20 protein-coding genes and 1 tRNA gene are annotated in these 22,398 nt (G+C 62.6%); 10 read left to right on the forward strand and 11 right to left on the reverse strand.

Annotation, left to right across the window (positions count from 1 at the left end; all coding sequences use genetic code 11):
* Positions 1-16: 16 nt before the first annotated feature.
* A complete protein-coding gene (locus CDQ91_RS03835; protein ID WP_088471448.1) occupies positions 17-430 on the reverse strand; it encodes a hypothetical protein in 414 nt (137 codons plus the stop codon).
* A gap of 147 nt (positions 431-577) precedes the next feature.
* On the opposite strand from CDQ91_RS03835, the gene CDQ91_RS03840 reads away from it, so the two are divergent.
* On the forward strand, positions 578-1,813 hold the full coding sequence (locus tag CDQ91_RS03840) for a sensor histidine kinase (RefSeq protein WP_088471332.1): 1,236 nt from the start codon (positions 578-580) through the stop codon (positions 1,811-1,813).
* 8 nt (positions 1,814-1,821) lie between these two features.
* Here CDQ91_RS03840 and CDQ91_RS03845 read toward each other — a convergent pair whose 3' ends face one another.
* Together CDQ91_RS03845 and aptA are read right to left on the reverse strand one after the other, a co-directional pair.
* Complete coding sequence (locus CDQ91_RS03845; RefSeq protein ID WP_419722535.1) at positions 1,822-2,904, reverse strand: choice-of-anchor A family protein; 1,083 nt, start codon at positions 2,902-2,904, stop codon at positions 1,822-1,824.
* Between the two features lie 111 nt (positions 2,905-3,015).
* Complete coding sequence (gene aptA, locus CDQ91_RS03850; protein WP_272897602.1) at positions 3,016-4,377, reverse strand: omega-aminotransferase AptA; 1,362 nt, start codon at positions 4,375-4,377, stop codon at positions 3,016-3,018.
* Positions 4,378-4,494: 117 nt separating this feature from the next.
* On the opposite strand from aptA, the gene CDQ91_RS03855 reads away from it, so the two are divergent.
* From CDQ91_RS03855 to CDQ91_RS03885, 7 genes are all read left to right on the forward strand, one after another.
* Complete coding sequence (locus CDQ91_RS03855) at positions 4,495-5,841, forward strand: glutamine synthetase family protein (protein WP_088471333.1); 1,347 nt, start codon at positions 4,495-4,497, stop codon at positions 5,839-5,841.
* 12 nt (positions 5,842-5,853) lie between these two features.
* A complete protein-coding gene (locus CDQ91_RS03860; protein WP_088471334.1) occupies positions 5,854-7,122 on the forward strand; it encodes an NAD(P)/FAD-dependent oxidoreductase in 1,269 nt (422 codons plus the stop codon).
* Positions 7,123-7,145: 23 nt separating this feature from the next.
* Positions 7,146-8,537, forward strand: coding sequence for a glutamine synthetase family protein (locus CDQ91_RS03865; protein ID WP_088471335.1), 1,392 nt, complete (start codon positions 7,146-7,148; stop codon positions 8,535-8,537).
* A gap of 91 nt (positions 8,538-8,628) precedes the next feature.
* Positions 8,629-9,735: an ABC transporter substrate-binding protein gene (locus tag CDQ91_RS03870; protein ID WP_088471336.1), complete on the forward strand. Its 1,107-nt coding sequence runs from the start codon at positions 8,629-8,631 to the stop codon at positions 9,733-9,735.
* Positions 9,736-9,762: 27 nt separating this feature from the next.
* Positions 9,763-10,668 carry an ABC transporter permease gene (locus tag CDQ91_RS03875; RefSeq protein ID WP_088471337.1) on the forward strand — a complete coding sequence of 302 codons (906 nt, stop codon included), beginning with the start codon at positions 9,763-9,765 and terminating at the stop codon, positions 10,666-10,668.
* Complete coding sequence (locus CDQ91_RS03880) at positions 10,668-11,510, forward strand: ABC transporter permease (RefSeq protein ID WP_088471338.1); 843 nt, start codon at positions 10,668-10,670, stop codon at positions 11,508-11,510. The genes CDQ91_RS03875 and CDQ91_RS03880 overlap by 1 nt, the downstream gene beginning before the upstream one ends.
* A 2-nt stretch (positions 11,511-11,512) precedes the next feature.
* A complete protein-coding gene (locus tag CDQ91_RS03885) occupies positions 11,513-12,643 on the forward strand; it encodes an ABC transporter ATP-binding protein (protein WP_088471339.1) in 1,131 nt (376 codons plus the stop codon).
* A 126-nt stretch (positions 12,644-12,769) separates the two neighbouring features.
* Here the strand turns inward: CDQ91_RS03885 and CDQ91_RS03890 are convergent, their stop codons facing one another.
* The 4 genes from CDQ91_RS03890 to CDQ91_RS03905 all read right to left on the reverse strand — a co-directional run bounded on the left by CDQ91_RS03890 (position 12,770) and on the right by CDQ91_RS03905 (position 17,103).
* Positions 12,770-13,714 (reverse strand): DUF808 domain-containing protein, encoded by a 945-nt coding sequence (locus CDQ91_RS03890; RefSeq protein WP_088471340.1) that lies wholly within the window; start codon positions 13,712-13,714, stop codon positions 12,770-12,772.
* A 142-nt stretch (positions 13,715-13,856) separates the two neighbouring features.
* Positions 13,857-15,230 carry an aspartate aminotransferase family protein gene (locus tag CDQ91_RS03895; protein ID WP_088471341.1) on the reverse strand — a complete coding sequence of 458 codons (1,374 nt, stop codon included), beginning with the start codon at positions 15,228-15,230 and terminating at the stop codon, positions 13,857-13,859.
* A gap of 117 nt (positions 15,231-15,347) precedes the next feature.
* Positions 15,348-16,088, reverse strand: a complete 741-nt coding sequence (locus CDQ91_RS03900) for a gamma-glutamyl-gamma-aminobutyrate hydrolase family protein (RefSeq protein WP_088471342.1) — start codon at positions 16,086-16,088, stop codon at positions 15,348-15,350.
* 43 nt (positions 16,089-16,131) lie between these two features.
* Positions 16,132-17,103: a glucokinase gene (locus tag CDQ91_RS03905; RefSeq protein ID WP_088471343.1), complete on the reverse strand. Its 972-nt coding sequence runs from the start codon at positions 17,101-17,103 to the stop codon at positions 16,132-16,134.
* 150 nt (positions 17,104-17,253) lie between these two features.
* On the opposite strand from CDQ91_RS03905, the gene CDQ91_RS03910 reads away from it, so the two are divergent.
* Together CDQ91_RS03910 and CDQ91_RS21845 are read left to right on the forward strand one after the other, a co-directional pair.
* A complete protein-coding gene (locus CDQ91_RS03910; protein ID WP_237245797.1) occupies positions 17,254-18,114 on the forward strand; it encodes a class I SAM-dependent methyltransferase in 861 nt (286 codons plus the stop codon).
* Between the two features lie 32 nt (positions 18,115-18,146).
* Positions 18,147-18,278 (forward strand): N-acetyltransferase, encoded by a 132-nt coding sequence (locus CDQ91_RS21845; protein WP_272897603.1) that lies wholly within the window; start codon positions 18,147-18,149, stop codon positions 18,276-18,278.
* An 81-nt stretch (positions 18,279-18,359) separates the two neighbouring features.
* On the opposite strand, the gene CDQ91_RS03915 is transcribed toward CDQ91_RS21845, so the two are convergent.
* The 4 genes from CDQ91_RS03915 to ppdK form a co-directional block, all read right to left on the reverse strand.
* A tRNA-Arg gene (locus tag CDQ91_RS03915) sits at positions 18,360-18,436 on the reverse strand.
* A gap of 44 nt (positions 18,437-18,480) precedes the next feature.
* Positions 18,481-19,008 (reverse strand): DUF1254 domain-containing protein, encoded by a 528-nt coding sequence (locus tag CDQ91_RS03920; protein ID WP_088471344.1) that lies wholly within the window; start codon positions 19,006-19,008, stop codon positions 18,481-18,483.
* A gap of 1 nt (position 19,009) precedes the next feature.
* Positions 19,010-19,585, reverse strand: coding sequence for a DUF1214 domain-containing protein (locus CDQ91_RS03925; RefSeq protein WP_158213610.1), 576 nt, complete (start codon positions 19,583-19,585; stop codon positions 19,010-19,012).
* Between the two features lie 78 nt (positions 19,586-19,663).
* On the reverse strand, positions 19,664-22,318 hold the full coding sequence (ppdK, locus tag CDQ91_RS03930; RefSeq protein ID WP_088471346.1) for a pyruvate, phosphate dikinase: 2,655 nt from the start codon (positions 22,316-22,318) through the stop codon (positions 19,664-19,666).
* Positions 22,319-22,398: the final 80 nt, after the last annotated feature.

The following is a 22,398-nucleotide window of genomic DNA, read 5'->3' on the forward strand; positions in this document are numbered from 1 at the left end:
GAAAAGGAAACGATGATCAGCGCGGCATCTGGATCGATGCAAAACAGGTAAAGCCGCTCTGCCCCGCCTGCAAGCGCCGTATATACTGCAGATAGGCCTGCGACTGCTTGTAGGAGGTGCCGGGCAGTGTCTGCCCGCGAAACGCACGTTTCACTTCCTCGCCAGTAAATGGCCGCGACGCGCCCGGAAACGCGCCCTTGGTCCCCGGCGGAACAAGTTTGCCATTGGTATCGATAAACTTCCCCGCGCCCGTCGGGCCGGGAACCGGAATCTGGCAGTTCATCACCGACACGGCCGTCTGCGCAAAAGCAGGACGGATCGTCAGCGCCGCCGACACGCCAACCGCGCCCAACGCCAGCATTGCGCGGCGCGAGGGAATGGCTTCGTCATTTTCTGTACCATTGCCGACCGGGATGTCGCTGTTTTCCATGGAAGCCGCATAACCTAATGAAGCAACGAGGAAAAGCAAAAGACCATCACCACCATGCGTCATCCCGCGTTGGGACATTCGCCGACCACTCGTTAACCCCAGCAAACTGCCTTGCGGCGACGGGCGCTTCGTGCGAGGCCGAACGCGATGTTCGATCGTCTATCCAGCCTGGTCATCGCGCTGACGTTGGTCGCCGTCGCGGCCATTTTTGCCGCGCTTGCCGGCGGCGACACCCTGACGATCGTCATATTGACCGTCGCCGGCGCAGTCGCGTCCTCGATCGTCCATGCCGCCCTGCCTACCGTGCCACCCGAGCCGAGCGGCGAAACGACCCATCCGCCGGCCGAACCGGCGCAATTGTCGCTGCTGCGCCACCCCGATTTCGCGCGCTGGGCCGACCAGGAAAAGGAACCGCTGCTCGGCACCGCAGACAATATCGTTACCATCGCCAATGACGCCGCAATCAAGTTGCTCGGCCGACATATCGTCGGCGCCGACATTCGCACCGCGATCCGTCATCCTGCCGCAACCGGGTCGCTGTTGCAGGCCGACGCGACGGCGCCGATGCGGACGATCGACCTCATCGACTATCCGCGCCCCGGTCAGCGCTGGACGATGCGGATCGCGGCATTGTCCGGAACCGAGCGGATCGTCTTCCTGACCGATCGCTCGGTGATCGATGCCGCCGACCGGATGCGTTCCGACTTCGTCGCCAATGCCAGCCACGAACTGCGCACCCCGCTCGCTGCGATATTGGGCTATGTCGAAACGCTACAGGACATGAATGCCGAGGCAGACGCTCCCGTCCGGCACCGTTTCCTCTCGATCATCGAGCGCGAGGCCGGGCGGATGCAACAGCTCGTCCTCGATTTGCTGTCGATCTCGCGCGTCGAGGCCGACCGCTTCCGGCGACCGACGACTCCCGTCGATCTGGGAGCAATCGTGCGGCACACGATCGGGCAGCTGCACGACAGCGAACATCCGCGCGCCAAAGACATCGCGCCCGAACTGGACGATGGCCTCTACCCGATGCTGGGCGACGAAGCACAGCTGGGACAACTCGCACATAATATCATTTCGAACGCGATGAAATATGGCCGGTCGGACACCCCGGTGACCGTCGAACTGGTCCGCGAAGGCCACCGCGTGCGCCTGTCGGTCAGCGACGAAGGAGACGGCATCGCCCCCGATCACATCCCCCGCCTGACCGAACGTTTCTATCGCGTCGACGAGGCACGCAGCCGTTCGGTGGGCGGCACTGGTCTGGGCCTCGCAATCGTCAAGCATATCAGCGAGCGCCACCAAGGGCAGCTCCACATAGAAAGCGAATTGGGCAAGGGAACGCGGGTGTCGGTGACCTTTCCGATCACCGACGGAGCCTAGGCGGCACCTTACCCCTCGCGCTTCGCGCGGCGACGGCGCGCGTAAATCAGTCCGCCGACACCCAATGCAAACAGGCCAAACATCCCCGGCTCGGGAATCGGCGTCGCCCCACCCGAGCTCGAACCACCCCCACCGGAGGAAGAACCGCCGCCCGGCGGCCGAATATCGCCGCCATTATAGGTGCCGACGTGCATCTCACCATTCTGCTTCAGATTGCCGAAAACCGCCGAGCCCTGGATATAGTTTCCGGTCTGCGCGTCGGCGTGCGGTGCCAAAACCGATCCGCCCCATGCAGTTGTCAGCTTCAACTCTTCGGCATCAGGGAAATTCCAGATCAGATTCTCACCCAGATTATTCGTACCGCCGAGGAAATTGTCGTTGAGCGTGATCTTCTGACCGCTGACATTGACGATCGCGGTCTTCGCGCCGTTGAGGTTGAACTGGATCTCGCCAATTTTGTCGAGGTCAGCGGCGGTGATATTGAACACCGCCATCCCGTCAGCATTGGGCTGGGCGTTGAAAATGCCGCGATTGCCCTGCGTGACGAACTTGCTGTTTGACGTCAGCGTGCCCATGTCAAAAGACAGACTGGCCATGCTACTGCTCAACTGGCTCTTCTGCTGCTGCAGGCCGACAGTAAAGCCGGGGTCCTTCGCGCCGAGTCCCGACAGGACCGTATTCTGATTGACGTTGGTATTGCGGATATCGCCGCCGACCTTCACTGTCTGCGCCGAACCATTGAGGTTGAAGCCGCTGTTGACGTTGCCGCCGACGATCGCGCCCGACCCATTGTTAAGATTCTTGTGCCCGCCATTGACGTTGCCAACAACGATCAGCCCGGGGGTCCCGTTCGGCGACGCGGGCAGCGGACGGATATTATAGTTGGACGAATTGCCGGTCAGATTTCCGCCGACGAAGGTGCGCCCCTCGACCTCAGAAGAGGAATCGAGATTACCCAGAACAACGAGGTTCCATTCGCGCAGGGCATCGATACCGATGATGGGTGAACCCGATTGCGCAAGCGCAGGCAAGGACGCGGCCGACAGCGCAATGAAGGCGACCGGAGCGAACGAACGAAAAGCAAAAGACACTGTGATACGCCTGTAACTAAGGGGAAAAAGCCTTCGTGGCCTGACCATGCCCATAGCCAATTTTGGCGCACTTGGCCACCGCTACGCCGTCCCGCTTTGAGACAGAGGGCCCTACGCGATAGTATCGAGCAGATTGCCAAGCTTCCCGAACATCTCGTCGATCTCAGCCTTTGCGACGATCAAAGGCGGCGACAGCGCGATGATGTCGCCGGTCGCGCGGACGAGCAGGCCATTGTCGAAACAGGCGTGGAACAGCTCCATTGCGCGCGCGGTCGGGGCGCCGGAGCGCGGCTTGAGTTCGATCCCGGCGACCAGCCCGATCGTGCGAATGTCGATGACATGGCGCCGCCCCTTCAGGCTGTGTGCCGCATCCTCCCAATAAGCGGAAAGTTCGTTCGCACGCTCGAACAATCCATCGCGCGCGTAAAGGTCGAGCGTCGCAAGGCCCGCCGCGCTGGCAAGCGGATGCCCCGAATATGTATAGCCGTGGAACAGCTCGATCCCGCCGGGCACGCTTTCGATCATCGCATCGTGCAGTTCGCGCTTCACCGCGACCGCGCCCATCGGCACCGCCGCGTTGGTCAGCCCCTTCGCCATGGTGATGATATCGGGCGTCACCCCCCATTGGCCCGCCGCGGTCGCGCCGCCGACCCGGCCGAACGCGGTGATTACTTCATCGAAGATCAGGATGATGCCATGCCGGTCGCAAATCACGCGCAACCGCTGGAGATAGCCGGTAGGCGGTACTAGCACGCCCGTTGATCCCGCCATCGGCTCGACGATTACAGCCGCGATCGTATCGGCGCCGTGCAGGTCGACAAGGCGCTGAAGGTCGTCGGCAAGCTCGACGCCACACTGCGGAAAGCCACGCGAAAAGGCGTTGCGCGCGATGTCATGCGTGTGGCGCATATGGTCGGCGCCCGGTAGTCCGCCGCCAAAGGTCCGCCGATTGGTAACGATCCCGCCGACGCTGATCCCGCCGAAGCCGGTGCCATGATAGCCGCGCTCGCGTCCGATCAACCGGGTGCGCGTCCCCTGCCCCTTGGAGCGCTGGACAGCGATCGCAATTTTCAGCGCGGTATCAACCGATTCGGAGCCGCTGTTGGTGAAGAATATCCGGTCGAGCCCCTCGGGCATCAACGCCGCGAGCCGCTGCGCAAGCTCGAAGGGCAGCGGATGGCCAAGCTGGAACGTCGGCGCGAAATCGAGCGTGCCCGCCGCCTTGGCGATCGCCTCAGTGATCTCCGGACGGCAATGGCCAGCATTGCTGCACCAAAGCCCTGACGTCCCATCAAGGATCGTCCGCCCGTCGCCGCTCTGATAATGCATCCCGCTCGCCGACACGAGCTGACGCGGGTTCGCCTTGTACGAACGGTTGGCGGTAAAGGGCATCCAGAAGGACGCCAGCGGATCATTGTCACCCTTCACCACATACTCTCCCAACCGGTCGGACACCGCATAGTGGCGGGCCACCACCGCATAGACAATGGCGAAAATCGCCGAATCACGGCCCCTCTGGCGCTCCCCTTCACTTCACGATAGGCTGCCTCATCCACAACAGGGCCGGATCCCCGGCCCAATCGGGGGCGCATGTCAGTCAATCTGGAACAATGGATCAGCGAACATAATATCGACGAGGTCGAATGCATCGTCCCCGACATCAACGGGGTCCAACGCGGCAAGGTGCTGCCGGCCAAAAAATTCCTGTCCTCGGTGAAGGACAAGTCGCTGCGCATTCCGGGCAGCGTCTTCATCTGCACGATCGACGGCCATTATCCTGAGGATATCGACGATATCTGGGACAAGGATCCCGACAAGATTTTGATCGCCGACCCCAGCACGATCTGCGTCGCACCGGGTTTCAAATCGCCGACCGCCTTCGTCATCGCCGATGCCCTCAACCGCGATGGCAGCGAAGTAGATATCGCGCCACGCACAATCCTGAAAAAGGTGCTCGCGCTATATGCCGACAAGGGTTGGCGCCCGATCATTGCGCCCGAAGTCGAATTTTATCTCGTGTCGCAGAACACCGACCCCGATTTCCCGCTCACCCCGCCGACCGGCGAGTCCGGGCGCAGCGAGAGCGCGAGCCAGCCTTACGGACTGGAAGCGATGAACGAATATGAGGATATCATCGATCATATCTATGACGATTGCGAGTTGATGGGGCTCGATATCGACACGATGATCCACGAAATGGGCGCTGCGCAACTCGAGGTGAACTTCATCCACGGCGACCCGCTGCGGCTCGCCGACGAGGTGTTCCTGTTCAAGCGCGCGGTGCGCAACGTCGCCAAGCAGCACAACGTCTATGCGACCTTCATGGCCAACCCGATGGCGGGCCAGCCGGGCAGCGCGATGCACATCCACCAATCGGTCGTCGATGCCGACACAGGGCGCAATTTGTTCGCGACCGCCAACGGCCGCGATAGCGCGATGTTCCGCAGCTATGTTGCCGGCCTCATCCGCTTCATGCCGCAAATCTCACCGATGTGGGCACCCAATGTAAACAGCTTCCGCCGCATGCGCCCCGACAGTGCCGCGCCGATCAATGTCCAGTGGGGCGAGGACAACCGCTCCTGCGGGTTCCGCATCCCAATCGCCGACAAGAACAACCGTCGCGTCGAAAACCGCCTGCCCGGCGCCGACAGCAACCCCTATCTCGCCATCGCCGCCTCGCTGGTATGCGGCTACATTGGCATGGTTGACCGCATGGTCCCGCCCAAGCCGATCACCGGCAGCGCCTACAATCGCGCGCGCACCCTGCCCCGCACGTTGGAGGCTGCGCTCGACCGCTTCAGCTCGTGCAAGAAGGTCCGCAACCTGCTGGGCGACGATTTCTTCGAAATCTTCTTCGCGGTGAAGGACTATGAACTGTTCAATTACCAGTCGGTCGTGTCGAGCTGGGAACGCGAACATCTGTTGATGCGGGTCTGACTGCCGAGCGCCATGACCGATCCGCTCGCTAACAGCTATTACGCCGCGACCGCGCATAAGTGGCGCTCGGCTTTTAGAATGGGTGAAGACCTGTCGTTTGACGTTGCGGTGATCGGCGGCGGCTTCACCGGCCTGTCCGCAGCGCTCGCCTGCGCTGAACGCGGCTTCTCGGTGATCCTCATCGAGCGCGAACATATCGGCTTCGGTGCGTCCGGCCGGAACGGTGGACAGTTGATCCCCGGCCTGCGCTGGACGGCATCCGAATTGGAAACCGAATTCGGCCGCGAGCGCGCCGATACGCTGTTCGACCTGTGCTGGCGCGACAATCGTGTGAAAGCACGGATCGCGAGGCATGGCATCGACTGCAACCTCAAGGCCGGCCATCTGGAAGCGGCTTGGACGCCCAAAGATTTCGACGCGATGAGGCGCGAAGCGGAATATCTGGCGGCGCGCTTCGACTATCAGAGCGAGGTCGTGGGTAAAGGCGATATGACAGCGCACGTCGCGACGCCGCTCTATCATGGCGGTATCCATGATCCACAGGGCGGGCATTTTCATCCGCTCAATTATGCCATCGGCCTCGCACAAGCCGCCGAGGCCGCGGGCGTGAGCATCTTGGAAGGGCAGCGCGCTCACAAGATTACCGAAAACCCGCGCGGTCCCGGTGTAATCACTGATCGAGCGCATATCGGCGCACGCTATGTGATCGACGCGACTGACAGTTGGATCGGCCATGTCGAGCCTGATCTCGGCCGCTACACCGTCCCGATCATGAACTATAATATCGCGACCGAACCACTCAAAAACGCCGACGCACTGCTGCCCAGCGATACAGCGGTCGCCGACAGCCGCTTCGTGCTCAACTATTTCCGCCTGTCGGCCGACAAGCGACTGATCTTCGGCGGCGGCGAGCGCTATTCGCAGACGCCGCCGCGCGACATCGCGGCGTTCGTTCGGCCATTCATGATGCAAGTTTTCCCGCAGATCGCAGATGCAAAGATCGACTATGGCTGGGGCGGCGCCGTCGCGGTGACGATGAACCGGCTTCCGCATATCGGACGGCGCGGGAACGTCTTTTTCGCGCACGGCTTTTCGGGGCATGGCGCGCTGGTAACGACGCTCGCGGGCGAACTGATCGCCGAGGCGATGGCAGGCACCGCCGAGCGTTTCGACATCTTCGCGAACCTTCCCTCCCGCCCCTTTCCCGGCGGACCATGGCTCAGACGCCCCCTCGCTACGCTGGGGCTGCTCTGGTATGCGCTTCGCGATCGGCTCGGTTGACCCGAATTTCAGGAGTATTTCGCATGTCGAAGTCATCGGGCGCGATCGCGCCGCGCTCGGAGGCCGAGGCCTTTTTCAACACCAATCCCGACGTCGATTCGATTGAGATGATCTACACCGACTTTGGGGGCGTCCCGCGCGGCAAGCGGCTGCGCCAGCATGAGGTGCTCGCGGTCTATGAAACTGGCCGCATGTTCCCCGGTTCGATCACGGTCGTCGACATCACCGGACAAGATACGATCGAAACCGGCCTGGTTTGGGAGGATGGCGATGCCGATCGCTCGATGAAGCCGATCCCCGGCACCCTTGTCCGCACCCCCTGGGGCGGCGATCACGCCGCGCAATTCCTCGTCGGCTTTTACGAACTCGACGGAACCCCCCATGACCTCGACCCGCGCCATGTCCTTGGCGGCGTCATCGACCGTTTCACCGCCGAGGGGCTGACCCCGGTGCTCGCGGTCGAGCTCGAATTCTACCTCGTCGACCCGCGCCGCGCCCGCGATGGCTCGATCCGCCCCGCCCGCCCCGGCTACAGCCGCGACACCCCGCGCAATGTCGAAGTCTATGGCCTGCGCGAACTCGACGATTTCCGCCCCTTCTTCGACGCGCTCTACGCCGCGACCGATGTTCAGGACCTGCCGCTCGAAAGCGCGATTTCGGAATTCGCCCCCGGCCAGTTCGAACTCACGCTGCGCCACAAACCCGACGTTCTGCGCGCCTGCGACGATGCGATCATGTACAAAAAGCTCGTGAAAGCGATCGCCCAGCAACATGGGCTCGAGGCGACCTTCATGGCCAAGCCTTTCGCCGAACAGGCGGGCAGCGGCATGCACATCCATGTGTCGGTCAACGACGGCGACGGCGCGAACATCTTCGCCAGCGACGATCCCGAAGGCACCCCCGCGCTGCGCCACGCGATCGGTGGGATGATCGGCAGCGTCGGCGATGGCTTCGCGCTCTTCGCGCCGCATGCGAACAGCTATCGCCGCTTCAAGGCGAACAGCTATGCCCCCGTCGCGCCGACCTGGGGCGTCAACAATCGCACCGTATCCTTCCGCATCCCAGCCGGCCCGCCGCCGAGCCGCCACGTCGAGCACCGCGCCTGCGGCGCCGACGCCAACCCCTATCTAGCGGTCGCGGCGGTGCTCTCGGGCATGCACTACGGCATGACCAGCGCGATCGACCCGGGTCCGGCCGTGGTAGGCAACGGCTATGACCGCGATGCCTCCGGTGACGACAAACCACCCTCGAACTGGTTTGCTGCCGTCGATCGATTCCACGCGTCCAAACTGATGCGCGATTATCTGGGGGAGCGGTTTGTCGATATGTTCAGCATCGTGAAGCGGGTCGAACAAGACCGCTATTTCAGCGTGGTACCGACACTTGATTATGACTGGTATCTGCGCAACGCATGAAAAGTACAAAGATTCGTGCTGCGGTGCAAAATAACCTCTTTCCAACTCGCCTTTATTGAGTCAGCTTGACGTCACCATCAGGGAGACCGTCATGGATCTGAACGAACTGCTCGCGCAAGGCCGGAACCGCCGTTCGCTGCTTCAGGCCATGGGGGTGGCGGCGATCGGGATCAGCTTTGGCGGCCTCGCCGCCTGCAGCAAGGGCGAGGGCAAGAAGCTCGCCAATGGCGAAGAGGCCAAGCTCAACTTCTACAATTGGGACACCTATATCGGCGAGACGACGCTCGACGATTTCAAGGGCGCGACCGGCGTCGAGGTCAAGATGGACCTGTTCGACAGCAACGACGTGCTGTTCGCCAAATTCAAGGCCGGCAACCCCGGTTACGACGTAATCGTCCCGTCGAATGATTTTGTCGAACGCATGGCGCTGGCCGACATGCTCCAGACGCTCGACCATGCGCAAATCCCGAACCTCAAGAATATCGACCCGACCTTCATCGACGTCGATTATGACAAGGGCCGCAAATTTTCGATGCCCTACACTTGGCTGTCGCTGGGGATCGGCTATCGCAAGTCGAAGGTAAAAACCAAACCCGACAGCTGGAAGGTCCTCTTCGACAGCCCCGAATATGCCGGGCGCATCTCGTGGCTTTCCGAAGCCGGCGACATGTTCCGCCTCTATGGCAAATATCTGGGCAAGTCGGTCAATGCGCTGACCCCCGCCGACATCGCGACGATCGAGGCGATGATGATCAAGCAGAAACCCAATGTGAAGAATTTCCACGTCGACGACGGGCAGGACCTGTTGCTGAAGGGCGATGTCGACCTGGTGCTGGAATATAATGGCGATATCGCACAGGCGATGACCGAGGACGATGATATCGACTTCATCGTCCCCAAGGAGGGCAGTCAGCTCAATTCGGACAATCTGTGCATCCCGAAAGGCGCACCGCATCCGAAGAATGCCCATGCCTTCATCAATTACATGCTCGATGCCGAGGTCGACAAAAAGATCACCGAGACGATCCTTTTCCCGACCCCCAACGCCGCTGCCAAGGCACTGATGCCCGACAGCTACAAGAACAACCCGGTGATCTTCCCGCCCGCCGACGTGTTGGCGAAATGCGAATATGCGAAGTTCAATCCCGAATTGCAGCGCCTGTTCGAAGAGGCTTTCACCCGCGTCCGGGCGGCGTAGCGACCGGAAGGAGGGAGGCATCGGGGGGTGGCCGAACAGGACTGGAAAGCAAGCAAGCGAACCTTCGCTGCGGTTTCGATCCCGACATTGTTTTGGGTTATCGTCTTTTTCCTCATCCCGATGGCCATCGTCTGGCTCTATAGTTTCGGCGAAAACCGTGGACTGACCGACATCGCCATTTCGGGCACGCTCGACAATTACAAGCGCGCGACCGAATGGCTCTACCTCACCATCTTCGCCAAGAGCTTCGCGGTCGCGGCGCTGGTCACCTTGATCTGCCTGATCATCGGCTTCCCGGTAGCGATGGCGATCACCTTCGCCAGCGAGAAGTGGCGGCCATGGCTGCTGCTCGGCATAATGCTTCCCTTCTGGACCAATTTGCTCATCCGCACCTATGCGCTGATGATGCTGCTCGGCACGCAGGGTTATGCGAACAAAGGGCTCGGCGCTTTGTGGGAAGGGACAAGCTGGCTCAAGACATTGGTCGGGCTGCAACCGCTGCCGACGTGGGAGCCGGTGCAACTGCTCTTCAACAATTTCGCGGTCGTTTTCGGGCTCGTCTACGTCCACCTGCCCTTCATGGTGTTGCCGCTCTACGCCGCGCTCGACCGGCTCGATCGCAGCCTGATCGAGGCGAGCCTCGACCTTGGTGCCGGGCATTTCCGTACCATAATGCGAATCGTCGTCCCGCTCGCCGCGCCGGGGATCATCGCCGGGGTGATGATCACGCTCATACCGGCGCTCGGCGCCTATCTGACTCCCGATCTGATGGGCGGCACCGACAGCCAGATGATCGCCAATGTGATCGAGCGTCAATTCAAAAAAGCGAATGACTGGCCCTTCGGCGCTGCGCTCTCCTTTCTGCTCATCTATGCGATGTTCATCCTGATCGCGCTGCAATCGATGCGTAAAAAAGTGCCGGAGGTCGGCTGATGGCATTATTCGCCCGCACCCCGCGCGCACCGCTCGAATATAGCCGCACGCTGTGGATGCGCCTGTGGGTCGGCACGGTGATGCTGTTTCTCTATGCCCCGTTGTTCGTGCTGATGATCTTCAGCTTCAACGACAGCAAGCGCAACGTCGTGTGGCGCGGCTTCACGACCAAATATTACGAAAAGGCGTTCGGCAACGACCAGCTTGTCGAGGCGCTCGTCAATTCGCTGACCATCGCGGCGCTCGCGACGGTCGCCAGCCTCGTCCTCGGTGCGGTTGCGGCCGTCATGCTCTGGCGCTTTCGCTTTCCGTTCAAGGGCGTGATCGACGGCGCGATCTCACTGCCGATCATCGTCCCCGAAATCTGCCTCGGCGTCGCTTTCCTGATGTTCTTCTCGGCGATCGACTGGCCGACCGACCTCATCTGGCCGCTCAACCTTGGCGCGATCACCATCGCACACATCACCTTCTGCTTCCCCTTCGTCACCATGGTCGTGCGATCCCGCCTCGCGACCTTCAACCGCGAGCAAGAGGAAGCCGCGAAGGATTTGGGGGCGAATGAGTGGCAGGTATTCCGCGACGTACTGATTCCGCACATCAAGCCGGCGCTGGTCGCCGGGGCGCTGCTGTCCTTCACGCTCAGTCTCGACGATTTCGTTATTACCTATTTCACCAGCGGTCCCGACACGATCACCTTCCCGGTAAAAGTCTATTCGATGGTCCGTTTCTCGGTCACGCCCGAGGTCAACGCCGCCTCGACCATCCTGATCATCCTGACCGTCATTCTGACCGCCGCCGCACTGAAATTTCAGGGTGTGAAGGCCATTGCGGAAACCCATTGACCATGACCGACACCGCGCGCCCGATCATCCAGATCCAGAATGTCTCCAAACGCTTTGGCAAGGTCACCGCGGTCGACGATGTCAGCCTCGACATTCTGGCGGGAGAATTTTTCGTCCTCCTCGGCCCCTCGGGCTGCGGCAAGACGACCCTGCTGCGGATGATCGCGGGATTCGAGCTGCCATCCGAAGGCAAAATCCTGATCGACGGACAGGATATGGTGGGCATTCCGCCGAACAAGCGGCCGGTGAACATGGTGTTCCAAAGCTATGCGGTGTTTCCGCATATGAGCGTCGCCGACAATGTCGCTTACGGCCTGAAAATCGCCGGGGTGAAGGGCGGCGAGGCAAAGGACCGCGTTGCCGAGGCGCTCGAGTTGGTCAAGCTCGGTGGTTTCGAGACGCGAATGCCCGATCAGATGTCGGGCGGCCAGCGCCAGCGCGTCGCGCTTGCGCGCAGCCTGGTGATGCGGCCCAAAGTGCTGCTGCTCGACGAGCCGCTGTCGGCGCTCGACGCGAAGCTGCGCGCGCAGATGCAGTTCGAGCTGTCGGAATTGCAGGAAAAGGTCGGGATCACCTTCGTCACCGTCACCCATGATCAGGACGAGGCGCTGTCGATGGCGTGCCGCATCGCCGTCATCAACAAGGGCGATGTGGCCCAGCTCGCGACCCCGTCGGACCTTTACGAATATCCCGCCAACCGCTTCGTCGCCGATTTCGTCGGGTCGGTGAATATCTTCGAGGGCAAGCTGACCCTCGACGATCCCGACAAGGCCGCAGTCGATTGTCCGGGGCTGGGCAAAGTCTATCTCAACCATGGCGTCACCGGCCCGCACGGCGCCGATGTGTGGATCGCGCTGCGCCCCGAGAAAATCTATCTCCACGTTCCGGGCGAAGGCAAAGCGGTCAAGGCGGCGGCGCAGGATGCCCCCGACGGATATAATTTCGCGCGCGGCAAGATCAAAGGCATGAGCTATCTCGGCGATATCACCCTGTTCGAGATCGAACTGGAATCGGGCGCGCGCATCCGCGTGTCACGCCCCAACCTGTCGCGCCACGATCAGGAGGATTTCACCTGGGACGACAAGGTGAGCATGCACTGGCGCGCGGATAGCCCGGTGGTGTTGCTGGGGTAATTCCCGAAATCGTCATTGCGCCAACCTCGTCATTGCGAGCGAAGCGAAGCAATCTCCAGCCAACGGAATTGGTCGTCGATAGCTGGAGATTGCTTCGTCGCTACGCTCCTCGCAATGACGAGAGTTTTAGTGGGCGGCTGCCGCCTTCTTCCCCGGCACCAGATGCAGCGCCGCGACGATCACCCCGCCGAGCAACAGGCCGAATACGCCCGCCCCGCCCGCATTGATCAGCCATTCCAGCACGCCCGCACCGGGCAAGCCCCCCGTCACGGATTGCGCGAAATCGTGCAGGCCGTGGCCGATATTGCCGATATGATATTCATCGAGGCCGTGAAGGAAAATCTGGCCGCCGACCCACAGCATGGCCGCGGTGCCGATCAGCGCGAGCGCCGCCAGCAGCTTGGGCATAAAATCAACGAGCCCGCGCCCGATCGCGCGCCGCGCCCTATTGCCTTCCTTCGCCATATGCAGGCCGATATCGTCCATCTTCACAATCAGCCCGACGACGCCATAGACGGCGATGGTGATCGCAACCGCCACGACAGCGAGCGTCGCGGCGCGCATCGCGAAATGTTCGTCGATGACTTCGTTGAGCGCTATCACCATGATTTCGCCGGACAGGATGAAATCGGTGCGCACCGCACCCTTCACCATCGCCTCTTCATGGTCCTTGTCGGCGACGATTTCGGCCTCTTCGACGAGACTGGCATTGTCCTTTTGGAGTGAGTGCCAAACCTTTTCAGCGCCCTCGAAGCAAAGATAGGCGCCGCCGACCATCAAGAGCGGTGTGATCGCCCAGGGCAAGAAGGTCGACAGCAGCAGCAGCGCCGGCAGGATCAGCACCAGCTTGTTGAAGATCGACCCCTTCGTAATCCGCCAGATGATCGGCAGTTCGCGGTTGGGGTTGAAACCGGTGACGTAGCGCGGAGTCACCGCGGTATCGTCGACCACCACCCCGGCGGCCTTCACCCCCGCCTTCGATGCGGCGGCGCCAATATCGTCGATGCTCGCCGCCGCGACCTTGGCGATCGTCGCAATGTCGTCGAGCAGGGCAAAAAGACCTGAAGGCATAGGGGTTTGAGCTTTCTTCCAGAATGATGAGCCTCCCCTACCCGCTCGCCCCGAGCTTGTCGAAGAGCCGTTCTTTCTTTCGACGCAGCGAAGAAGAACAGTGCTTCGACAGGCTCAGCACAAACGGGTTGAGAAGTAGGCTCTACAATGCCCGCAATTTCGGCAGCACCTCATCGAGCGATTTGCGGATGATGGCAACCATATCGTCAATCTGCTCGGTCGAAATCACGAGCGGCGGACACATCACCAGGCTGTCGCGGATGCCCCGCACCATCAGGCCGCTGGCGATGCATGCGTCGCGCGCCATCGGTCCTGCTGTCCCTTCGGCACCGCCGAAACGCGCGCGTGTTTTTTTGTCGGCGACGATCTCGACCGCACCGAGCAGGCCGATCGAGCGCGTTTCGCCGACGAGCGGATGGTCGTTCAGGCTCGCAAGCGCTTTGGCGAGATGCGGGCCGGTGATGCTGCCGGTGCGCTCGACGAGCCCTTCACGTTCGATAATCTCAATATTTTTGAGCGCGACCGCGGCACAAACGGGGTGGCCCGAGTAAGTGAAGCCGTGGACGAAATCGCCACCGGTCTTCAGCACTTCGACGACATGCGGCGCGACCGCAGTGGCCGAAATCGGGAGATAGCCCGACGACAGCCCCTTCGCCATCGGCATCAGGTCGGGAGTGAAGCCCATCGCTTCATGCCCCCACATCTTGCCGGTGCGGCCGAAACCACAGATCACCTCGTCCGACACCATCAGCAGGCCATATTTGCGGACCACCGCCTCGACCTTTGGCCAATAGCCCTTGGGCGGGATGATGACGCCGCCCGCACCCTGCACCGGCTCGCCGATGAAGGCGGCGCAATTTTCGGGGCCGACTTCGAGTATCCTGTCCTCGATCGCCTGAACGCAGGCGTCACAAAACTCTTCCTCGGTCATCCCCTGCCCTTCGCCATAGGCATAGGGCTGGCGAACATGTTCGACGCCAGGGATCGGCAGGTCACCCTGAACGTGCATCGCCTTCATCCCGCCGAGCGAGACGCCCGCGACGGTCGAGCCATGATAGGCGTTCCAGCGGCTGATGAAGATAGTGCGCTTGGGCTCACCCTTCAGCTTCCAATAATGGCGCACCATGCGGAACACCGTATCGTTGGCTTCGCTGCCCGAGGCGTTGAAGAAGATGTGCGGCAGGCGATTGCCGGTGAGGCTGGAGATTTTCGCCGCAAGCGTCACTGTAGGCGGCGTCGCGGTTTTGAAGAAGGTGTTGTAAAAGGGCAGCTCGCGCATCTGCGCCGCCGCCGCGTCGACAAGTTCCTCGCGGCCATAGCCGACATTGACGCACCATAGGCCCGCCATGCCGTCGAGGATGCGGTGGCCGTCGCCGTCGTGAATATAGCAGCCCTCGGCATGGGTGATGATGCGGCTGCCGCCCATTTGTTCGATTTCGGCCCAATCGGCTTGGGCGGGCAAGTGGTGCGCCACGTCGAGGCGGCGAAGTTCGGCGATGTCGTGATTGCGGGGCATGGAAAAACTCCTGAATTTTGAAGACCGTTCGTATCGAGCGAAGAAACGAGCCTGCCTTCAGTCAGGGCGAGAAACCGAGCCGCGCGAGATAGCGGTTATAGCGGGTGATGCGCCGGTTCATAAGGCGCCCCGCAAAGCCTGCCCGAGCAGGCGGAAATAAGTCTGGCTTTGTTCATTGGCGTCGGTCGCCCATTCGGGATGCCATTGCACCGCGAGCAGCGGCGCGCCGTTGGGACGCGCGCTATAGGCTTCGACGAGGCCATCGGGCGCCTGCGCTTCGATGGTCAGACCGTCGGCGAGTTTTCCGACGCCTTGATAATGGACCGAATTCACCTCGATCGACGGCGCATCATAGGCCGTAGCGAGAATCCCGCCTTTGACCAGTTCGACCTTGTGCCGATGGTCGAACATCGCGTCGAAATCGACGCCGTCGGGCGCGTGGTGATGGAGCAACGTCTCGCTCGCCGACGTGTCGCGGCGCAGCGTTCCACCGAGCGCGACGTTGATTTCCTGAAAGCCGCGGCAAATGCCGAACAAGGGGCGCCGGGCCACAATTACCGCTTCCACGAGCTCGATCATCATCCGGTCGCGATCGGGATCGAACGGCCCCTCGCCTGCGGCCGTATCGCCATAGCGCGCGGGCGCGACATTGGACGGCGTCCCCGTCAGCAGCACGCCATCGAGGCGTCCGACGACTTCGCGCGCGTGCATCAGGTCGGGCAGCGACGGGATAATCAGCGCCGCGCAATCCGCATGGCGCATCGCTGCGGTCGCATAGCGATTGACCACCGCCTGCGCGACCTCGGTGCCGACCATGCGGTTGCAGGCGATGATACCGAGAACGGGGCGCTCTGACATAGCCTCAAGCTGCCGGTTTTAGCGCGGCAGCGCCAGCGGAATCTTAGGCATATTGACGTGCAAACGCCGCCGCCGCGCCGAACAGGCCCGGCTGCGGATGGGTGATCAGCTTGACCGGAAGCGCCGCCATGAAACCCTCGAACCTCCCCTTTTCGATGAAGCGTTCGGGAAAACCAGACACGACCAGGCTGTCGCGGATGCGTAGCCCCAGCCCGCCGGCGATCACCACACCGCTCGCGCCCTGTGCCAGCGCGAGATCGCCCGCGACGCTGCCCAGCGACAGGCAGAAACGATCGACCGCCGCCGCGGCGAGGCTGTCCTCACCGCCAAGCGCATTGGTCCAGATCGCCTTGTCGTCGAGCGGGGTCACCGCACGCCCTTCGAGCCCGGCCAGCGTCTCGTAAATATCGACGATGCCCGGCCCCGACACGACACGCTCGATCGAAACGCGGCGGTGCCGTTTGCGCAGCCGGGCGAGGATCGCATCCTCGATCGTGTCGAGCGGCGCGAAGTCGATATGGCCCCCCTCGGTCGCCTGAACGCGATAATCAGCACCATCGCGCCAGATATGCGCAACGCCCAGCCCTGTTCCCGGACCGATGATCGTGATCGTGCCGGTGGTGGGAAGCGCTTCGTCGGGGCCGGTCAGCCGCTGGAAATAGCTTTCGTCGGCCTGCGCAACGGCATGCCCGACCGCCTCGAAGTCATTGACCAGCACATGGCGATCGACGTTTAGCTTCTCGCCGACCAGCGCCGGTCGGATAATCCACGGATTGTTGGTAAAGCGAATGATCTCGCCACGCGTCGGCCCGGCGATGGCGATCGCGACGGCGCGCGGCAACGTTCCGCCCTGCTGGCGCTCGAAATCCTGCCACGCCCGCTGGAAACTCGCATGATCCCTGGTGTGCAACGTCGTCGCTTCGCCGAGCGAGATCACGCGGCCGCCCGCGATCTCCGCAATCGCAAAGCGCGCGTGGGTGCCGCCGATATCGACCGTGACGATGGCTTCGCTCATAAATCTCCCTTGCCGATCCGCGGCATTCCTATGCCCAAGGGATGTCGCATGGCCCGGCCCGATGCAAGACGCTATAGCTATGCACCGCCTTGTTCTTTGGGCGACGGGCGCCTAATTGCGAATCATTCGCACAAGATAGGAGGCCGCACCGTGACGATCACCCAGAAAACGCCAAACCATGATTGGGACGGGAAAAGCGGTGACAATTGGGTCACACATCAGTTGCGGCTCGACCTGATGCTCGAGGCGTTCGGCGACGCGGCGATGAAAGCCGCCGCGGTCGAACCCGGCGAGCATATCCTCGATATCGGCTGCGGTGCCGGCGTGACCAGCTTTGCCCTCGCGGAGCGCGTCGGTTCCGGCGGCCATGTGCTGGGCGCCGACATATCGCCGCAGTTGATCGCGCGCGCACGCGCGGATGCGCCGGATCACACGCCTGTCGACTTCCAGCTTGCCGACGCAGCGACCGCACCCTTCCCGCAGGGCGTATTCGACCTGCTCTTTTCGCGGTTCGGCGTGATGTTCTTCGACGATCCCGCTGGCGCCTTTGCCCATATGCGGCACGGCCTGAAGTCCGGCGGACGGCTGGCCTTCGTCTGTTGGCGCAGCGCGCAGGACAATGACTGGGTCCGTCTGCCGATGGCGGCGATCCGCGACATCGTGCCGCCCGTTCCCGCCGATCCGATGGCGCCGGACCCTTTTGCCTTCGCCGATCCGGCGCGCATTTCCGCGATATTGACCGATGCCGGTTTTGACGAGATCGCAATCACGCCCTTCGACGCGATCATCCCCTATGGCCATGGAACGACGCGCGACGAAGCGATCGACGATGCGCTGGAACTGGCCTTCGCCGTCGGCCCCCTGTCGCGCGCATTTGCGGGACAGCCCGACGATATACGAGCGCGGGCCGCCGCCGCCGTCCGTACAGCCTTTGCCGCAAGGCCCGGCGAGACATCGGTTCTGATCGATGGTGCGGCGTGGATCGTCACGGCGCGCAATCCGGGCGGCTAGCGCGGCGGCGATGAAAGGCGGGATGCGAGCGCATGTGGCGCGACACATTCCCGTTTCAGGCGCGCGCCTTTTACGAGAAACTGGGCTTCGAGATCGCCGGAGAAATTCCGAACCATCCCCGAGGAGAAAGCCGGTATTTCATGCGGAAGCAATTGCCCCGCTGAGGGCTTTTCCATCATGAGACTACAGCTCGGCGCAGGCTAAAAAGCCAGCCTTTTGGCCATTTTTCATATGGTGAAGGAAAATGGTGCACCCGGAGCGATTCGAACGCCCGACCCTCAGATTCGTAGTCTGATGCTCTATCCAGCTGAGCTACGGGTGCGTGGTGAGGGGCCTTTACGGGGTGAGTTGCAGGGGCGCAACCCCCTATTTCAGCTTTGTGACCATCGCGCAGGAAGATTGTCGCCGCGCCGCGTCGAGCTGACCAATTTCCGACGGATCTTTCAGCAAAAGACGAATGAGCGCGATACCGCGATCATGGTCCGTGCGGACAGTTTCGACACCCGCGGGCACCGCTTGCCCCTCGCGCGCGACGATGATTCGATAGGGCTTGCCCGCCGCCTCGACATCGTTCCGGACGAAAATGACGTCGGTCGCCGCGTCGAAGATGCTGAGCGAGCTGTAGCGGCCCGGCACCGGAGCCACGTCGATCGCCACTGGCCCCGCCGACAGATCATAGGGGCAGCTGGAATAGGCAAGGTCGGGACTGGGGCGCACCACGGGCTGGCGGTCCGGATTGGCGAGATTGCCATAAGCCATGCGGTTGATGCCGCCCTGCCCGAGGCGGTCGATCGCGACGTTCATCAAGCCATAGGGAATGGCGGCGATCGCGGCACAGGCCGCGGCGACCGCGACGATCAGGCCAAACAGGAGAGGTCCGAGCCAGCTGCGCATCTCAGCAGCCCTCCTTCACAATGCGCGGGAGGACGGCTTTGGCGGGATCGGCACGAAAGCCCCCGCCGGGGTTATACATGCGCAAGGTCAGGTGAAAGAGTTGCCCCTTGGTGCCGGGGAGCCACGCGCCCTCCGCAGGCTTGTCGGGCGATATGGTGACGCGCCATTCGTCCTTGGCGTCGAGCGCAACATTGGCGCCGTTGACCGACCAGATTTTCGTATCATTGGCGACCAGATAGCCCGCCGTGTCATAGAGCGTAACGCTCCACCAGCGCGCATCGAGCGGAGCGCCCGACAGGCTGTAGCGGCAATTGCCGTCAAGCGGTGCGCCCGCGGCGTCGCTCTTTGCCGACCAATAGACGGTTTCCTTGGCAGGTAGCGCAAGCAGCCCGGCGCGCGCCACGGCGGCGCGGGTGACCGCATCGGTCGCCTTGGTGCCGTAGCCGAGTGAGGTGGTCCAGGGCCCGTTGGCGATCTGACCGTCCGAAAGGCCGCGGCCGGTGATCGCCCAGGCGGCGCCGAGCCCCACCGCCAAGCCGCCGACCAGCGTGATCGCATAGCGGTGCCCGCTTTTCATGCGCCCCATCCCCTCTATCGCGAGGTGAGCGGCCCATTTCCCGTCACCCCGTTTTGCCGGGATGACGGGAATGAAAAACTACCTCGTCTTCAGCGCCGCCTGTGCTGCTGCCAGACGTGCGATGGGCACACGGTAAGGCGAGGCGCTGACATAGTCGAGACCCGTTTTTTCGCAGAAATGGATGCTCGGCGCGTCGCCGCCATGCTCGCCGCAAATGCCGAGCTTGACGTCAGGGCGGGTCTTGCGGCCGCGATCGGCGGCGATCTCGATCAACTGGCCGACCCCCTCGACATCGAGGCTGACAAACGGGTCAGTCAGGAAGATGCCCTTGTCGACATATTGGGTCAGGAAGCGGCCCGCGTCGTCGCGGCTGATCCCGATCGTCGTCTGCGTCAGATCGTTGGTGCCAAAGCTGAAGAACTCAGCCGTTTCGGCAATCTCGCCCGCCATCAGAGCGGCGCGCGGCAGTTCGATCATCGTGCCGACGAGATAGGCGATCTCGCGGCCCTTTTCGGCGAACACGGCCTTGGCCTGCGCGTCGACGACCGCCTTCATCAGGTCGAACTCGCGGCGCGTCGCGACGAGCGGGATCATCACCTCGGGGATCGGCGCGGCGCCGGTTTCGGCAGCGACGTCGCACGCCGCCTCGAAGATCGCGCGTGCCTGCATCTCATAGATTTCAGGATAGGTGACACCGAGGCGGCAGCCGCGATGGCCGAGCATCGGGTTGAATTCGTGCAGTTCGTTGGCACGTGCCTTCAATGCCTCGATCCCGACGCCCGCAGCTTCGGCAACGACGGCGAAATCCTCTTCGCGCGTCGGCAGGAATTCGTGCAGCGGCGGGTCGAGCAGGCGAATGGTGACGGGAAGCCCAGCCATCACCCGGAAAATCCCGGCAAAGTCGCCGCGCTGTTCAGGGAGCAGCTTGGCAAGCGCGACGCGGCGGCCATCTTCATTCTCGGCGAGGATCATCTCGCGCACCGCGGTGATGCGCGCCGCGTCGAAGAACATATGCTCGGTACGGCAAAGGCCGATACCCTCTGCGCCGAAGTCGCGCGCGACCTGTGCGTCGGCCGGGGTTTCGGCGTTGGCGCGCACCTTCATGCGGCGGACCTTGTCGGCCCACACCATCAGCGTGCCAAAATCGCCGACGAGTTCGGGAAGCAGCGTCGGAACCTCGCCCGCCATCACTTCGCCGGTCGAGCCGTCGAGGGTCAGGATATCGCCTTCGCGAAGCTCACGCCCGGCGACGCGCAGAACGCGTGCATTGCCGTCGATCGACAACCCGCCGGCGCCCGAGACGCAGGGGCGACCCATGCCGCGGGCGACCACCGCCGCGTGGCTGGTCATCCCACCACGCGCGGTCAGGATGCCCTTGGCGGCGTGCATGCCGTGGATATCTTCCGGCGACGTTTCGACGCGGACGAGGATGACCGCCTCGCCCATCGCCGCAGCTTTTTCGGCGCTGTCGGCGTCGAACATGATCTTGCCCGATGCGGCGCCGGGGCTGGCGGGCAGCCCCTTGGTCAGCACGTCGCGCGGCGCTTTGGGATCGAGCGTCGGATGGAGCAGCTGGTCGAGCGCGCCGGGATCGACGCGGCCGACGGCCTCTTCCTCTGTGATCAGCTTTTCAGCCGCCATATCGACCGCGATCTTCAGCGCCGCCTTTGCGGTGCGCTTGCCCGAGCGGGTTTGCAGCATCCACAATTTGCCGCGCTCGACCGTGAACTCAATGTCCTGCATGTCGCGATAATGGCCCTCGAGCCGGTCGAAGACCTGCCCCAATTCGACGAAGGTTTCGGGCATCGCCTCTTCCATCGACAGCGGCTTGGCGCCCGCCCTTTCGCGCGCGGCCTTGGTCAGATATTGCGGGGTGCGGATGCCGGCGACGACGTCCTCACCCTGTGCATTGATCAGCCATTCGCCGTACCAGGCGCGCTCGCCGGTCGCGGGGTCGCGGGTGAAGGCGACGCCGGTGGCCGAGGTGTCGCCCATATTGCCGAACACCATAGCCTGCACATTGACTGCGGTGCCCCATTCGGCGGGGATCGAGTTCAGGCGGCGATAGACTTTCGCACGGTCGCTTTCCCAGCTGGCGAAGACGGCGCCGACGGCGCCCCACAGCTGATCCTTCGGTTCCTGCGGGAAAGGCGCGCCGGTTTCGCGTTCGACGATCGCCTGATATTCGGCGACCAGTGCCTGCCAATCCTCGGCCGACATGTCGGTGTCGAGGTAGAAGCCTCGGTCTTCCTTGGCGATTTCCAGCGCCTCTTCGAATTCGGCATGGTCGAGGCCCATGACGACGTCGGCGTACATCTGAACAAAGCGGCGATAGCTGTCCCACGCGAAACGCGCGTCGCCCGATGCTTCGGCAAGGCCGACGACGGTGCGGTCGTTGAGCCCGAGGTTGAGGACGGTGTCCATCATCCCCGGCATCGACACGCGCGCGCCGGAACGGACCGAGACGAGCAAAGGATCGGCGGCGTCGCCGAAAATCTTGCCGGTGATGCCCTCGATATGCGCGATACCCGCGGTGACCTGTTCAACCAGACCCGCCGGAAACTGTTCGCCATTGGCATAATAGGCGGTGCAGACGTCGGTGGTGATCGTAAAGCCCGGAGGCACCGGCAGGCCGATCGAGGCCATTTCGGCGAGGTTCGAACCCTTGCCGCCCAGCAATTCCTTCGAGCGTTCGGCTGTCGTCGCGTCGCCGCCGAACAAATGCACCATCATAGAAACGTCTGGCGTCGTCATTTCATGCTCCTGTTGCCCCGGGGAGGAGGTTGCGCGGGGAATAGGGTGGAGAGGGCTTA

This window comes from Sphingopyxis witflariensis (genome assembly GCF_002205635.1).
GTDB classification, from domain to species: Bacteria; Pseudomonadota; Alphaproteobacteria; order Sphingomonadales; family Sphingomonadaceae; genus Sphingopyxis; species Sphingopyxis witflariensis.